Genomic DNA, 14,601 nt, shown 5'->3' with positions numbered 1-14,601 from the left:
AACTTTTTCAGTTATCAGTGGAGATATTTTGGATGAGATTAGAATTCTGCTAGAAAAAATGATATGATAGAATTTATGGATAAAAATAAGATAATGGGATTAACCCAAAGAGAAGTCAAGGAAAGACAGGCTCAAGGTTTGGTCAATGACTTTACCGCTTCAGCTAGTACCAGTACTTGGCAAATCATCAAACGAAATGTCTTTACCCTTTTTAACGCTTTGAACTTTGCCATTGCCCTAGCGCTGGCCTTTGTGCAGGCTTGGAGCAATCTGGTTTTCTTTGCCGTTATTTGCTTTAACGCTTTTTCTGGGATTGTGACTGAGCTACGTGCCAAACACATGGTGGACAAGCTCAATCTCATGACCAAGGAAAAGGTCAAAACCATCCGTGATGGCCAAGAAGTCGCTCTCAATCCAGAAGAATTGGTGTTAGGAGATGTCATTCGTTTGTCTGCAGGAGAGCAGATTCCTAGTGATGCCTTGGTTTTGGAAGGCTTTGCGGAAGTCAATGAAGCCATGTTGACGGGTGAGAGTGATTTGGTGCAAAAAGAAGTGGACGCCTTGCTTTTGTCTGGAAGTTTCTTAGCCAGTGGATCAGTTTTAGCTCAAGTTCATCATGTTGGGGCAGAAAACTATGCTGCTAAACTCATGCTGGAAGCTAAGACAGTGAAACCTATCAACTCCCGTATCATGAAATCGCTGGACAAACTAGCTGGTTTCACTGGGAAGATTATCATTCCATTTGGTCTGGCTCTCTTGCTAGAAGCCTTGATTTTAAAAGGTTTACCTCTCAAGTCATCCGTTGTAAATTCTTCGACAGCACTTTTGGGCATGTTGCCTAAGGGAATCGCCCTTTTGACCATCACCTCTCTTTTGACTGCGGTGATTAAGCTGGGTCTGAAAAAGGTTTTGGTACAGGAGATGTACTCTGTTGAGACCTTGGCGCGCGTGGATATGCTCTGTCTGGACAAGACGGGAACCATCACCCAAGGAAAGATGCAGGTGGAGGATGTTCTTCCACTGACGGAAACTTATGGTGACGAGGCTATTGCCAGTATTCTAACCAGCTACATCGCTCATAGTGAGGATAAAAATCCAACAGCCCAAGCTATTCGAAAGCGTTTTGTGGGAGAAGCTGCCTATCCTATGCTTTCCAATCTTCCTTTCTCAAGCGACCGCAAGTGGGGAGCAATGGAGTTGGAAGGTCTGGGGACGGTTTTCTTAGGGGCACCTGAGATGTTGTTGGACTCTGAAGTCCCTGAAGCTAGAGAGGCCTTGGAGAGAGGTTCGCGTGTCTTGGTCTTGGCTCTCAGTCAGGAAAAACTAGACCATCAAAAGCCCCAGAAACCATCTGATATTCAGGCTTTGGCCTTACTGGAGATCTTGGATCCCATTCGAGAAGGAGCAGCTGTGACGCTAGACTATCTCCGTTCTCAGGAAGTGGGGCTCAAGATTATCTCTGGTGACAATCCAGTCACTGTTTCCAGCATTGCCCAGAAGGCCGGTTTTGCGGACTATGACAGCTATGTAGACTGTTCAAAAATTACGGATGAGGCATTGATGGCCATGGCGGAGGAGACTGCGATTTTCGGACGTGTTTCTCCTCATCAAAAGAAACTCATCATCCAAACGCTGAAAAAAGCGGGTCATACAACGGCTATGACGGGGGACGGGGTCAATGACATCCTGGCCCTTCGTGAGGCGGATTGTTCTATCGTGATGGCTGAGGGAGATCCTGCGACTCGTCAGATTGCTAATCTGGTTCTATTGAACTCAGACTTTAATGATGTTCCTGAGATTCTCTTTGAAGGTCGTCGTGTGGTTAATAACATTGCCCATATTGCACCGATTTTCTTGATAAAGACCATTTATTCCTTCTTGCTCACAGTCATCTGTATCGCCAGTGCTCTTCTAGGACGGTCTGAGTGGATTTTGATTTTCCCTTTCATTCCGATTCAGATTACCATGATTGATCAGTTCGTGGAAGGTTTCCCGCCATTTGTTCTGACTTTTGAGCGAAATATCAAACCTGTTGAGCTAAATTTCCTCAGAAGATCCATGCTTCGTGCCCTACCAAGTGCACTTATGGTCGTCTGCAGCGTTCTTTTTGTCAAAATATTTGGGGCTAGCCAAGGTTGGTCAGAGTTAGAAATCTCAACCCTACTTTATTATCTCCTTGGGTCTATCGGTTTCTTATCCGTATTTAGAGCCTGCATGCCATTCACTCTCTGGCGTGTCCTCTTAATTGTTTGGTCAGTAGGAGGTTTCCTAGCTACAGCTCTCTTCCCAAGGATCCAGAAATTGCTTGAAATTTCGACACTTACAGGACAAACATTTCCTGTTTACCTTGTCATGATGGCTGTCTTTACAGTGATATTTATCTTAACCAGTCGTTATCAAGTTAGAAAATAAAGAAAGGCTACAATCTGTGGATTGCGGTCTTTTTAGGTGCAAGATTGCTAGCTGAAATGTGGTATAAGTGGTATAATAAGAGGTAACAGAGTTTTGGAAAGTGAGAGAAGATGATTTCAAAGAGATTAGAATTGGTGGCGTCCTTTGTGCCCCAAGGTGCTGTGTTACTTGATGTGGGGAGTGACCATGCTTATCTACCTATTGAGTTGGTAGAAAAAGGGAAAATTGAGCGTGCTATTGCTGGTGAGGTCGTAGAAGGACCCTACCAGTCTGCGGTTAAGAATGTTGAAAGTCACGGTCTAAAGGAGAAAATCCAAGTTCGTTTAGCCAATGGCTTGGCAGCCTTTGAAGAGGAAGACCAAGTGACGGTCATCACCATTGCTGGTATGGGCGGGCGATTGATTGCAACTATCCTAGAAGAAGGCTTGGACAAGCTATCGAATATCCAGCGTTTAATCCTCCAACCCAATAATCGTGAAGATGACTTGCGTATCTGGTTGCAAGACAACGTATTTCAGATTGTAGCCGAAAGTATTCTAGAAGAAGCTGGCAAGTTTTATGAAATTCTCGTGGTGGAAGCGGGACAAATGGAGCTATCAGCCAGTGATGTTCGCTTTGGACCTTTCTTGTCCAAAGAAGTCAGCCCAGTTTTCGTTCAAAAGTGGCAGAGAGAAGCAGCTAAGTTAGAGGTTGCCCTCAGTCAAATCCCAGAGAAAAATCTAGCAGAACGTCAGATTCTGGCAGATAAAATTCAAGCCATAAAGGAGGTGCTCCATGTTAGCAAGTGAAGTCATCAAAACTTATGAAGCCTTTTGTCCCCAGGAATTTTCCATGGAGGGGGATAGTCGTGGTCTGCAAATCGGGACCCTAGACAAGAATATTCAAAGAGTCATGGTTGCCCTCGATATTCGTGAAGAGACGGTGGTAGAGGCCATTGAAAAGGGTGTAGATTTGATTATCGTCAAGCACGCGCCAATCTTCCGTCCTATTAAGGACTTGGTAGCCAGCCGTCCGCAAAATCAGATTTATATCGACCTCATCAAGCATGACATCGCAGTTTATGTCAGTCATACTAATATCGACATTGTCGAGAATGGCCTCAATGACTGGTTCTGCCAGATGTTAGGAATTGAGGAGACTACTTATCTGCAGGAAACAGGACCAGAACGTGGGATTGGGCGTATTGGGAATATTCAGCCTCAGACCTTTGGAGAATTCGCCCAACATGTCAAGCAAGTCTTTGGTCTAGATAGCCTTCGAATGGTGTATTACCAAGAGACTGATTTGCAGAAGCCAATTTCAAGAGTGGCTATTTGTGGTGGCAGTGGGCAGTCTTTCTACTCTGATGCTTTGGCAAAAGGAGCTGATGTCTATATCACTGGGGATATTTATTATCACACAGCTCAGGATATGTTGTCTGATGGCTTGTTGGCATTGGATCCAGGACATTATATCGAAATCCTTTTTGTCGAAAAAATCGCTGCTCTCCTTACTCAATGGAAGGCAGAAAAGGGCTGGTCTATTGATATTTTGCCTAGTCAAGCATCGACCAACCCTTTCCACCATATCTAGTTAGAAAGTGAAAACAATGAAAAAAGTCGCCATTATTGGAGCAGGGATTGTGGGGGCAACTGCAGCCTACTACCTCTCCAAAGAAGCATATTTAGAGATAACCGTCTTTGATCATGGACAAGGTCAAGCCACCAAGGCAGCGGCGGGAATTATCAGTCCTTGGTTTTCCAAACGACGCAATAAAGCCTGGTACAAGATGGCGCGCTTGGGGGCTGACTTTTATGTGGATTTGTTGGCTGATTTAGAAAAGTCTGGTCAGGTAATCGACTTTTACCAACGCTCAGGAGTTTTTCTCTTGAAAAAGGATGAATCCAAGTTGGAAGAACTCTATGAGCTAGCCCTTCAGCGTAGGGAAGATTCTCCCTTGATAGGCCAGTTAGCCATTTTAGACCAAGCGTCTGCAAATGAATTATTCCCTGGTTTGCAGGGATTTGACCACCTGCTCTATGCTTCTGGTGGAGCGAGAGTAGATGGCCACCTCTTAGTGACTCGTTTGCTGGAAGTCAGTCAAGTCAAGTTAGTCAAAGAAAAAGTGACTCTGACTCCTGTATCAGCAGGCTACCAGATTGGCGAAGAGGTGTTTGAACAGGTTATTTTGGCGACAGGAGCTTGGTTGGGGGACTTTTTGGAACCTTTAGGATATGAGGTAGATGTTCGTCCTCAAAAGGGACAACTCCGAGATTATCAACTTAGCCAAGATATGGAATCCTATCCTGTTGTCATGCCAGAAGGGGAGTGGGATTTGATTCCTTTTGCAGGTGGGAAATTGTCCCTAGGAGCTACCCATGAAAATGATATGGGATTTGACTTGACGGTAGATGAAGCCTTGCTCCAACAAATGGAGGAAGCAGCCTTGCCATACTACCCAGCCTTGGCTGAAGCTACTATCAGAGGTGAGCGAGTAGGAATCCGTGCCTATACCAGTGATTTTTCGCCATTTTTTGGGCAAGTCCCAGACTTAGCAGGTGTCTATGCGGCTAGTGGGCTAGGGTCATCAGGTCTCACAACTGGGCCTATCATTGGTTACCACTTAGCTCAACTGATCCAAGACAAGGAGTTGACCTTGGATCCAGTAAATTATCCAATTGCAAACTATGTCAAACGAGTAAAAAGAGAATAGAATTTTACTGAAATTTTAGCCTTCCCCCTAGGATGGCAAATGACATTCCCTATCAAAAATGATAAAATAAGAAAAAATAATCCGAGAATCGAGGAAAAAAGATGCAAGAAAAGATTTTGGTAACGGGTGGTGCCGGGTTTATCGGAACCCATACTGTTATTGAGTTGATCCAAGCAGGTCATCAAGTCGTTGTGGTGGATAATCTTGTCAACAGCAATCGTAAGAGTTTAGAAGTTGTTGAAAAAATTACAGGAGTTGAGATTCCTTTCTATGAGGCAGATATCCGCGACACAGATACCCTCAGAGATATTTTCAAGCAGGAAGAGCCGACTGGTGTCATTCACTTTGCTGGTTTGAAGGCTGTTGGTGAATCAACACGGATCCCTCTTGCCTATTATGACAATAATATCGCAGGAACTGTCAGCCTTTTGAAAGCTATGGAAGAAAACAACTGTAAGAACATCATCTTCAGTTCTTCTGCGACAGTTTACGGAGATCCTCATACAGTTCCAATCTTAGAAGATTTCCCGCTTTCAGTGACCAATCCATACGGTCGTACCAAGCTCATGCTAGAGGAAATTTTGACCGATATCTACAAGGCAGACTCAGAATGGAATGTGGTCTTGCTTCGTTACTTTAACCCAATCGGAGCGCATGAAAGTGGAGATTTGGGAGAAAATCCTAATGGCATTCCAAACAATCTCTTACCTTATGTTTCACAAGTAGCAGTGGGCAAACTAGAGCAAGTGCAAGTGTTTGGAGATGATTACGATACGGAAGATGGAACTGGTGTTCGTGACTATATCCACGTTGTCGATTTGGCCAAAGGTCACGTTGCAGCACTGAAAAAAATCCAAAAAGGTTCAGGCCTTAATATTTACAACCTTGGAACAGGTAAAGGCTATTCAGTTCTTGAAATTATCCAAAATATGGAAAAAGCGGTAGGCCGTCCCATTCCGTACCGCATCGTAGACCGTCGCCCAGGTGATATCGCTGCTTGCTACTCAGACCCTGCAAAAGCCAAGGCAGAACTGGGCTGGGAAGCTGAACTCGACATCACTCAAATGTGTGAAGATGCATGGCGTTGGCAAAGCAAGCATCCAAATGGATTTGAAGACTAAGATGATGATTTCGATCATTGTCCCTTGTTTAAACGAAGAGGAAGTACTTCCTCTTTTTTATCAGTCTGTTGAAGCACTGCTTCCAGAATTGGGAGCAGAGATTGAGTATGTCTTTGTGGATGATGGCTCAAGCGATGGAACCTTGGAGCTTTTGAAGGCCTATCGGGTGCAAAATCCTGCGGTGCATTATATTTCTTTCTCGCGAAATTTTGGGAAAGAAGCAGCTCTGTATGCAGGCTTACAGCATGCAACTGGAGATTTGGTGGTCGTGATGGATGCAGACCTCCAGGATCCTCCTAGTATGCTACTTGAAATGAAAGCCTTACTAGATCAAAATGCAGACTTGGACTGTGTTGGGACACGGAGAATTAGTCGGGAGGGAGAACCATTTTTCCGCAGTTTCTGTGCCGACCTCTTTTACCGCCTCATGCAAAAAATTAGCCCAGTAGCTTTGCCCTCGGGTGTCCGTGATTTTCGGATGATGAGAAGATCTGTGGTGGATGCTATTTTAGCCTTGACCGAGTCCAATCGTTTTTCTAAGGGACTCTTTGCCTGGGTTGGTTTTCGAACGCACTATCTGGACTATCCAAATGTCGAAAGACAGGCTGGCAAGACCAGTTGGAGTTTTAGGCAGCTCTTTTTCTACTCGATTGAAGGGATTCTCAACTTTTCAGATTTTCCCTTGAGTATAGCCTTTGTAGCGGGACTCCTATCTTGTTTTATTTCTTTTATGATGACTGTTTTTGTGGTGTTTCGGACCCTTATCTTGGGGAATCCGACATCTGGCTGGACCTCTCTGATGGCTGTGATTCTCTTTCTTGGAGGGATTCAACTCCTGACCATTGGGATTTTGGGAAAATATATCAGTAAGATCTATCTAGAGACCAAAAAAAGACCACTCTATCTGGTCAAAGAAAAAAGTGATCTTTCTATTTTCGAAGGAAAAAATAAGCGAAAAGGACTATAATTTTACCTAGAAATATGCTAAACTAGTAGATGAAGGGGTTAAAGTGATAAAAAGAATTTACAAAATCGGTCTCCCTTTTAAACTATGACGGATCTTTTAGAAGGGCACGTGTAGGACAATTTTTGATGGCCTCCAGAACATCGCTAGACTCAGCGATTTCTCTTTGCAATTCAACTGGATCATCGTAAAATCGAACGATTCCATTATCATGGTAATCAAAGAGTTCAGAATAGGTTTGGCAAAGCCCACAGGCGATGCATCGTTCAGGTATAAGTGTGAGTTTCATATTTATATTGTAATAAGAAAGTTTAAAAAATACAAGGAGTAAGGTATGGAAAAAGAACCATGGCAAGAAGATATTTATGAAAACAATGAGGAAGAATCAAGAACAGATCGTCGTCGCCGTAAACAAAAGGGGAAAGGCGTTGTTGCCAATCGTGTCTTGACAGTCCTAGCTAGCCTCTTCTTTGTAATCGTTGTAGCAATGGTTGTCGTATTGATTTACCTTTCTACCGGAGGAAGCAACCGCACAGCTGCCTTGAAGGATTTTTATGATTCTTCAGCACCTGCTAGCAGCTCCACTTCAAAAGTGGAAGAGTCTTCATCATCAAGCAACAAGGTAGAAGAAACATCTTCTTCTGAAACAACTCCGTCAGAAAGTAGCTCTGAAGAGCATACCGACGGTGAAGGAACAATTACTGTTCATCCAGGAGAGGGTGAAGCAGCTCTTGCACAACGTGCAGGAATTTCTATTGCCCAGTTGGAAGCTTTGAATCCTTCTCATATGTCATCTGGCTCTTGGTTTGCTAACCCAGGTGATGTGATTAAAACAAGATAGGAGCAGGTCATGAAGACAATTCAAATTGCTATCGATGGCCCAGCTTCGAGTGGTAAGAGTACGGTCGCAAAGATTGTCGCTAAAGATTTTGGTTACACTTATCTGGATACAGGTGCTATGTACCGTGCTGCGACTTATATAGCGCTCAAGCATCAGTTGGATGCAGGAAACGTAGACCAACTTCTTGAGCTTCTTAACCAACACCCCATTAGTTTTGGACGTTCAGAAACAGGTGAACAACTTGTTTTTGTAGGGGATGTGGATATTACTCATCCGATTCGTGAAAATGAAGTGACCAACAAGGTTTCAAGCATCGCTGCTATTCCTGAAGTACGCGAGAAACTGGTTTCTCTCCAACAAGAGATTGCTCAGCAAGGTGGTATTGTGATGGACGGACGGGATATTGGGACAGTTGTATTACCACAAGCTGAACTCAAGATTTTCCTAGTAGCCTCTGTTGAAGAAAGAGCAGAACGACGTTACAAGGAAAATATTGCTAAAGGGATTGAAACAGACCTTGAGACCCTAAAAGAGGAAATTGCGGCGCGTGACTACAAGGACAGTCATCGTGAAACTTCGCCTCTCAAACAGGCTGAGGATGCAGTTTACCTTGACACAACTGGACTAAGTATCCAAGAAGTAGTCGAAAAAATTGAATCAGAAGCAAAAAAACGCATGTCCTAGTGACAGGTGAAGCAGGCTAAGGCTAGCCTGCTTTTTTTCTCTCTTTGGGGAGCATTTGAAAACAGTCTTTTTGGGAGTTTTTTGATAAAATAGTAGTATCAATAAAAAGGACGGAAGTATGACAAAGAAAATCGTAGCCATTTGGGCCCAAGATGAAAAAGGTGTGATTGGTAAAGAAGACCGTCTCCCTTGGCATTTGCCAGCAGAGTTGCAACATTTTAAGGAAACAACTTTGAACCACGCCATCTTGATGGGACGAGTGACTTTTGATGGAATGGGGCGTCGTCTGCTTCCCAAACGCCAAACCTTGATTTTGACACGAAACAGTGACCAAGTCGTGGATGGTGCGCTCGTATTTCAAGATGTGGAGTCTGTTTTAGCTTGGTATCAGAGTCAGGACAAAAATCTCTATATCATTGGTGGAAAACAGATTTTTCAGGCTTTTGAGCCCTATTTAGATGAAATCATCGTGACACAGATTCATGCTCAGGTGGAGGGAGATACCTATTTCCCTGAGGAGTTTGACTTGTCTCGTTTTGAAACAGTTGCAAGTAAATCTTACACCCGTGATGAGAAAAATGACTATGATTTTACCATCCAATACCGAAAGAGAAAGGAAGTCTAATGGAGCGCAGTATATTTGGATTTTTTACAGCTTTCTTGTGTGTAATCTGTATTTTGGCGGGAGCACAGGCTTTTCGTAAGAAGCGCTATGGACTGTCTGCCTTACTCTGGTTGAATGCTTTTACCAATCTAGTAAACAGTGTTCATGCTTTTTATATGACCTTATTTTAGATAGAATGATAAATTAGAATGGAAGGAAATCATGCCTACAAATAGGAAAAATGATATGATGGTTTATTGCTCATTTTGTGGCAAGAGCCAAGAAGAAGTAAAGAAAATAATCGCTGGGAACAACGCCTTTATCTGTAATGAATGTGTGGAGTTGGCTCAGGAAATCATTCGAGAGGAGTTGGCTGAGGAAGTCTTGGCAGACTTGTCTGAAGTACCAAAACCAATCGAGCTCCTTAATATCTTGAACCACTATGTGATTGGTCAAGATCGTGCCAAACGTGCCTTGGCAGTGGCTGTATACAACCATTACAAACGCATTAATTTCCACGATACGCGTGAAGAGTCAGAAGATGTGGATTTGCAGAAGTCAAACATCTTGATGATTGGTCCAACTGGTTCTGGGAAAACTTTCTTGGCCCAGACATTGGCTAAGAGCTTGAACGTGCCTTTTGCTATCGCGGATGCGACAGCTCTTACTGAGGCTGGTTATGTGGGTGAGGACGTGGAAAACATCCTCCTCAAACTCTTGCAGGCTGCTGACTTTAACATCGAACGTGCAGAGCGTGGGATTATCTACGTGGATGAAATTGACAAAATTGCCAAGAAGAGCGAGAACGTGTCAATCACACGTGACGTTTCTGGTGAAGGGGTGCAACAAGCCCTTCTTAAGATTATCGAGGGGACTGTTGCTAGCGTGCCGCCTCAAGGTGGACGCAAACATCCACAACAAGAGATGATTCAGGTGGATACTAAAAACATCCTCTTCATCGTGGGTGGTGCTTTTGATGGCATCGAAGAAATCGTTAAACAACGTCTGGGTGAAAAGGTTATTGGCTTTGGTCAAAATAATAAGGCGATTGATGAAAACAGCTCCTACATGCAAGAAATCATTGCTGAAGATATTCAAAAATTCGGTATCATTCCAGAGTTGATTGGACGCTTACCTGTCTTTGCAGCCCTTGAACAATTGACAGTGGATGACTTGGTTCGCATCTTGAAAGAGCCAAGAAATGCCTTGGTCAAACAATACCAAACCTTGCTATCTTATGATGATGTTGAGTTGGAATTTGACGACGAAGCCCTTCAAGAGATTGCTAATAAAGCCATCGAACGCAAGACTGGGGCTCGTGGCCTTCGCTCCATCATCGAAGAAACCATGCTAGATGTTATGTTTGAAGTACCGAGTCAAGAAAATGTGAAACTGGTCCGCATCACAAAAGAAGCTGTCGATGGAACGGAAAAACCAATCCTAGAAACAGCCTAGAGGTGACTATGGAACTTAATACACACAATGCTGAAATCTTGCTCAGTGCGGCTAATAAGTCCCACTATCCGCAGGATGAACTGCCAGAGATTGCCCTTGCAGGACGATCCAATGTTGGCAAGTCTAGCTTTATCAACACCATGCTAAACCGCAAGAATCTTGCCCGTACATCAGGGAAACCTGGGAAAACCCAGCTTCTCAACTTTTTTAACATCGATGACAAGATGCGTTTTGTGGATGTGCCTGGTTATGGTTATGCCCGCGTTTCCAAAAAGGAACGTGAAAAGTGGGGGCGCATGATTGAGGAGTACCTCACAACTCGGGAAAACCTCCGTGCAGTGGTCAGTCTGGTTGATCTCCGCCATGACCCATCAGCAGATGATGTGCAAATGTACGAATTTCTTAAGTATTATGAGATCCCAGTTATCATCGTTGCGACTAAGGCGGATAAGATTCCTCGTGGTAAGTGGAACAAGCACGAATCTGCTATCAAAAAGAAATTAAACTTTGATCCAAGTGACGACTTCATCCTCTTTTCATCTGTCAGCAAGGCAGGGATGGATCAGGCTTGGGATGCAATATTAGAAAAATTATGAGGGAAAGAAATGGCAAAAACAATTCATACAAATAAGGCACCAAAGGCTATCGGACCTTATGTTCAAGGGAAAATCGTTGGCAATCTTTTGTTTGCTAGCGGTCAAGTTCCCCTATCTCCTGAAACTGGAGAAATCGTAGGAGAGACCATCCAAGAACAGACAGAACAAGTCTTGAAAAACATTGGTGCTATTTTAGCAGAAGCAGGAACAGACTTTGACCACGTTGTCAAAACAACTTGCTTCTTGAGCGATATGAACGACTTTGTTCCTTTTAACGAGGTTTACCAAACGGCCTTCAAAGAGGAATTCCCAGCTCGTTCAGCTGTGGAAGTAGCTCGTCTTCCTCGCGATGTGAAAGTCGAAATTGAAGTCATCGCAGAGATTGGATAAGCTAGTTGAAGTTTGGCTCTGCCAAACTTCTTTTGATATAAGGAGAGATAGATGACAAAAAAACAACTTCACCTAGTGATTGTGACAGGGATGAGTGGCGCAGGAAAAACCGTAGCCATTCAGTCCTTCGAGGATTTGGGGTATTTTACGATTGACAATCTGCCACCAGCCCTCTTACCAAAGTTTTTACAGTTGGTCGAAGCCAAAGATGATGACCACAAACTGGCCTTGGTTGTAGACATGCGTAGCCGTTCCTTCTTCTCGGAAATTCAGGCTGTTTTGGATGAATTGGAAAACCAGGATGATTTGGATTTCAAAATTCTCTTTTTGGACGCAGCAGATAAGGAATTGGTTGCTCGCTATAAGGAAACCAGACGGAGTCACCCTCTAGCAGCAGATGGTCGGATTTTAGATGGCATCAAGCTGGAACGTGAACTTTTGGCACCTCTGAAAAACATGAGCCAAAATGTGGTAGATACGACAGAACTCACCCCTCGTGAACTACGTAAGACCATTGCTGAGCAATTTTCGGACCAAGAACAAGCCCAGTCTTTCCGTATTGAGGTCATGTCTTTTGGATTCAAGTATGGTATTCCTATCGATGCGGACTTGGTATTTGATGTCCGTTTTTTGCCAAATCCCTATTACCTACCAGAACTCCGTAATCAAACGGGGCTGGATGAGCCTGTCTACAACTATGTAATGAAACATGCAGAATCGGAAAGTTTCTATCAGCACTTGCTCGCCTTGATTGAGCCAATCTTGCCAAGTTACAAAAAAGAAGGCAAGTCCGTTTTGACCATTGCAGTGGGATGTACAGGTGGACAGCACCGTAGTGTAGCCTTTGCCAAGCGCATAGCTGAGGACCTTGCTAAAAACTGGCCTGTCAATGAAAGTCATCGTGACAAAGACCGAAGAAAGGAAACGGTAAACCGTTCATGAGAAAACCAAAGATAACGGTGATTGGTGGAGGAACTGGTATCCCTGTCATTTTGAAAAGTTTGCGAGAAAAGGATGTTGACATCGCAGCCATCGTAACGGTCGCCGATGATGGCGGCTCTTCGGGTGAGCTACGAAAAAATATTCACCAGCTGACACCACCAGGTGACCTCCGTAATGTCCTTGTGGCCATGTCAGATATGCCAAAGTTTTATGAGAAGGTTTTTCAGTACCGATTCTCAGAAGAGGCTGGAGCTTTTGCGGGCCATCCACTAGGAAATATCGTTATAGCAGGACTCTCTGAAATGCAAGGTTCTACCTATAATGCTATGCAATTACTCAGTAAGTTTTTTCATACAACAGGAAAGATTTACCCATCAAGTGACCACCCTTTGACATTGCATGCAGTTTTTAAAGATGGTTCTGAGGTGGCAGGTGAGAGTCACATTGCAGATCATCCAGGCATGATTGACCATGTCTATGTGACCAATACTTTGGATGATGAAACACCACAAGCCAGCCGTCGAGTAGTCACTACCATTCTAGAGAGTGATATGATTGTCTTGGGACCTGGCTCCCTCTTTACATCGATTTTGCCCAATATTGTCATTGAGGAGATTGGTCAAGCACTCTTGGAGACCAAGGCGGAGATAGCCTATGTCTGCAATATCATGACCCAGCGTGGGGAAACAGAGCACTTTTCAGACAGTGACCACGTGGAAGTTCTCCATCGACACTTAGGTCGACCTTTTATTGATACGGTCTTGGTTAATATCGAAAAGGTTCCTAGAGAATACATGGATACCAACCGTTTTGATGAGTATTTGGTACAGGTGGAACATGATTTTGCTGGTCTCTGCAAGCAGGTGCCTCGTGTGATTTCATCCAACTTCCTTCGTTTGGAAAATGGAGGAGCCTTCCACGATGGGGATTTGATTGTGGATGAATTGATGCGCATCATACAGGTGAGAAAATGAGTTTTACAGTTGCAGTAAAAGAGGAAATTCTTGGTCAACACCATCTCAGTCGCCATGAATTATCAGCCATCATCAAGATGTCTGGTAGTATTGGTCTCTCGACTTCGGGCTTGACCTTGTCTGTTGTGACTGAAAATGCCAAGTTGGCTCGGCACCTTTATGAGTCCTTTCTCCATTTTTATGAAATCAAGTCAGAGATCCGTCACCATCAGCGAAGTAATCTTCGCAAGAATCGTGTCTATACGGTCTATACTGATGAGAGGGTGCAGGAACTTTTAGCTGATTTGCGGCTTGCGGATTCCTTCTTTGGCTTGGAGACAGGCATCGATCCTGATATTTTAGCAGATGAAGAAGCTGGTCGTGCTTACTTATGTGGGGCCTTTCTGGCAAATGGAAGTATCCGTGATCCTGAGTCTGGCAAATACCAGTTGGAGATCAGTTCCGTTTATCTGGATCACGCCCAAGGACTGGCTTCTCTCCTCCAGCAATTTTTACTGGATGCCAAGGTCATTGAGCGTAAGAAAGGTGCAGTCACCTATCTCCAGCGTGCAGAGGACATCATGGATTTCTTGATCGTGATTGGGGCCATGCAGGCGCGTGATAATTTTGAGCGTGTCAAGATTTTGCGTGAAACCCGTAACGATCTCAATCGAGCTAATAACGCTGAAACAGCCAATATCGCTCGGACGGTTTCTGCCAGCATGAAGACCATAAACAATATCAGTAAAATCAAAGATAGAATGGGCTTAGAAAATTTACCAGTGGATTTGCAGGAGGTGGCTCGCTTGCGGATCCAGCACCCAGACTACTCTATCCAGCAGTTGGCAGATAGCCTGAGCAATCCCCTAACCAAAAGTGGAGTTAACCACAGACTCAGAAAAATTAATAAAATAGCAGATGAATTATAAAACCACGGATTAGTTAAT

16 protein-coding genes are annotated in these 14,601 nt (G+C 43.9%); 15 read left to right on the top strand and 1 reads right to left on the bottom strand.

Annotated elements, in window-relative coordinates:
* Nucleotides 1-75: 75 nt before the first annotated feature.
* From DF216_RS07725 to DF216_RS07700, 6 genes are all read left to right on the top strand, one after another.
* The gene (locus DF216_RS07725; protein ID WP_129326489.1) at nt 76-2,412 is read left to right on the top strand and encodes a cation-translocating P-type ATPase; all 2,337 of its coding nucleotides are present in this window, start codon (nt 76-78) and stop codon (nt 2,410-2,412) included.
* A gap of 110 nt (nt 2,413-2,522) precedes the next feature.
* A complete protein-coding gene (locus tag DF216_RS07720; protein ID WP_125828397.1) occupies nt 2,523-3,200 on the top strand; it encodes a tRNA (adenine(22)-N(1))-methyltransferase in 678 nt (225 codons plus the stop codon).
* A complete protein-coding gene (locus DF216_RS07715) occupies nt 3,187-3,984 on the top strand; it encodes a Nif3-like dinuclear metal center hexameric protein (RefSeq protein WP_125828398.1) in 798 nt (265 codons plus the stop codon). The genes DF216_RS07720 and DF216_RS07715 overlap by 14 nt, the downstream gene beginning before the upstream one ends.
* Nucleotides 3,985-4,000: 16 nt before the next feature.
* Nucleotides 4,001-5,104 carry an NAD(P)/FAD-dependent oxidoreductase gene (locus tag DF216_RS07710; protein WP_164979024.1) on the top strand — a complete coding sequence of 368 codons (1,104 nt, stop codon included), beginning with the start codon at nt 4,001-4,003 and terminating at the stop codon, nt 5,102-5,104.
* A 101-nt stretch (nt 5,105-5,205) separates the two neighbouring features.
* On the top strand, nt 5,206-6,225 hold the full coding sequence (gene galE, locus DF216_RS07705; RefSeq protein WP_129326469.1) for a UDP-glucose 4-epimerase GalE: 1,020 nt from the start codon (nt 5,206-5,208) through the stop codon (nt 6,223-6,225).
* Nucleotides 6,209-7,192 (top strand): glycosyltransferase family 2 protein, encoded by a 984-nt coding sequence (locus DF216_RS07700; RefSeq protein WP_164979023.1) that lies wholly within the window; start codon nt 6,209-6,211, stop codon nt 7,190-7,192. Before galE ends, DF216_RS07700 begins: the two co-directional genes overlap by 17 nt.
* A gap of 82 nt (nt 7,193-7,274) precedes the next feature.
* Here DF216_RS07700 and DF216_RS07695 read toward each other — a convergent pair whose 3' ends face one another.
* Nucleotides 7,275-7,478 carry a ferredoxin gene (locus tag DF216_RS07695; RefSeq protein ID WP_164979022.1) on the bottom strand — a complete coding sequence of 68 codons (204 nt, stop codon included), beginning with the start codon at nt 7,476-7,478 and terminating at the stop codon, nt 7,275-7,277.
* A gap of 45 nt (nt 7,479-7,523) precedes the next feature.
* On the opposite strand from DF216_RS07695, the gene DF216_RS07690 reads away from it, so the two are divergent.
* The 9 genes from DF216_RS07690 (at nt 7,524) to whiA (ending at nt 14,583) form a co-directional block, all read left to right on the top strand.
* On the top strand, nt 7,524-8,030 hold the full coding sequence (locus tag DF216_RS07690; protein ID WP_129326466.1) for an SAG1386/EF1546 family surface-associated protein: 507 nt from the start codon (nt 7,524-7,526) through the stop codon (nt 8,028-8,030).
* 9 nt (nt 8,031-8,039) lie between these two features.
* Entirely contained in the window at nt 8,040-8,714 is a 675-nt protein-coding gene (cmk, locus tag DF216_RS07685; RefSeq protein WP_129326465.1) for a (d)CMP kinase, read from the top strand.
* A gap of 118 nt (nt 8,715-8,832) precedes the next feature.
* Nucleotides 8,833-9,339 carry a dihydrofolate reductase gene (locus DF216_RS07680; RefSeq protein ID WP_129326464.1) on the top strand — a complete coding sequence of 169 codons (507 nt, stop codon included), beginning with the start codon at nt 8,833-8,835 and terminating at the stop codon, nt 9,337-9,339.
* Nucleotides 9,340-9,540: 201 nt separating this feature from the next.
* Nucleotides 9,541-10,773: an ATP-dependent Clp protease ATP-binding subunit ClpX gene (gene clpX, locus DF216_RS07670; RefSeq protein ID WP_002874765.1), complete on the top strand. Its 1,233-nt coding sequence runs from the start codon at nt 9,541-9,543 to the stop codon at nt 10,771-10,773.
* 8 nt (nt 10,774-10,781) lie between these two features.
* On the top strand, nt 10,782-11,369 hold the full coding sequence (gene yihA / locus DF216_RS07665; RefSeq protein WP_020900580.1) for a ribosome biogenesis GTP-binding protein YihA/YsxC: 588 nt from the start codon (nt 10,782-10,784) through the stop codon (nt 11,367-11,369).
* 9 nt (nt 11,370-11,378) lie between these two features.
* A complete protein-coding gene (locus tag DF216_RS07660) occupies nt 11,379-11,759 on the top strand; it encodes a RidA family protein (RefSeq protein ID WP_129326463.1) in 381 nt (126 codons plus the stop codon).
* A gap of 51 nt (nt 11,760-11,810) precedes the next feature.
* The gene (gene rapZ / locus DF216_RS07655) at nt 11,811-12,701 is read left to right on the top strand and encodes an RNase adapter RapZ (protein WP_129326462.1); all 891 of its coding nucleotides are present in this window, start codon (nt 11,811-11,813) and stop codon (nt 12,699-12,701) included.
* A complete protein-coding gene (locus DF216_RS07650) occupies nt 12,698-13,675 on the top strand; it encodes a YvcK family protein (RefSeq protein WP_129326461.1) in 978 nt (325 codons plus the stop codon). Before rapZ ends, DF216_RS07650 begins: the two co-directional genes overlap by 4 nt.
* The gene (gene whiA, locus DF216_RS07645; protein ID WP_000011290.1) at nt 13,672-14,583 is read left to right on the top strand and encodes a DNA-binding protein WhiA; all 912 of its coding nucleotides are present in this window, start codon (nt 13,672-13,674) and stop codon (nt 14,581-14,583) included. The genes DF216_RS07650 and whiA overlap by 4 nt, the downstream gene beginning before the upstream one ends.
* The last annotated feature ends 18 nt before the right edge of the window (nt 14,584-14,601 follow it).

This window comes from Streptococcus oralis, from assembly GCF_004127215.1.
In the GTDB taxonomy this organism is placed as follows: domain Bacteria; phylum Bacillota; class Bacilli; order Lactobacillales; family Streptococcaceae; genus Streptococcus; species Streptococcus oralis_BD.
Note: the sequence above shows the minus strand (reverse complement) of the source record. Positions and strands in the feature narration are given on the sequence as shown.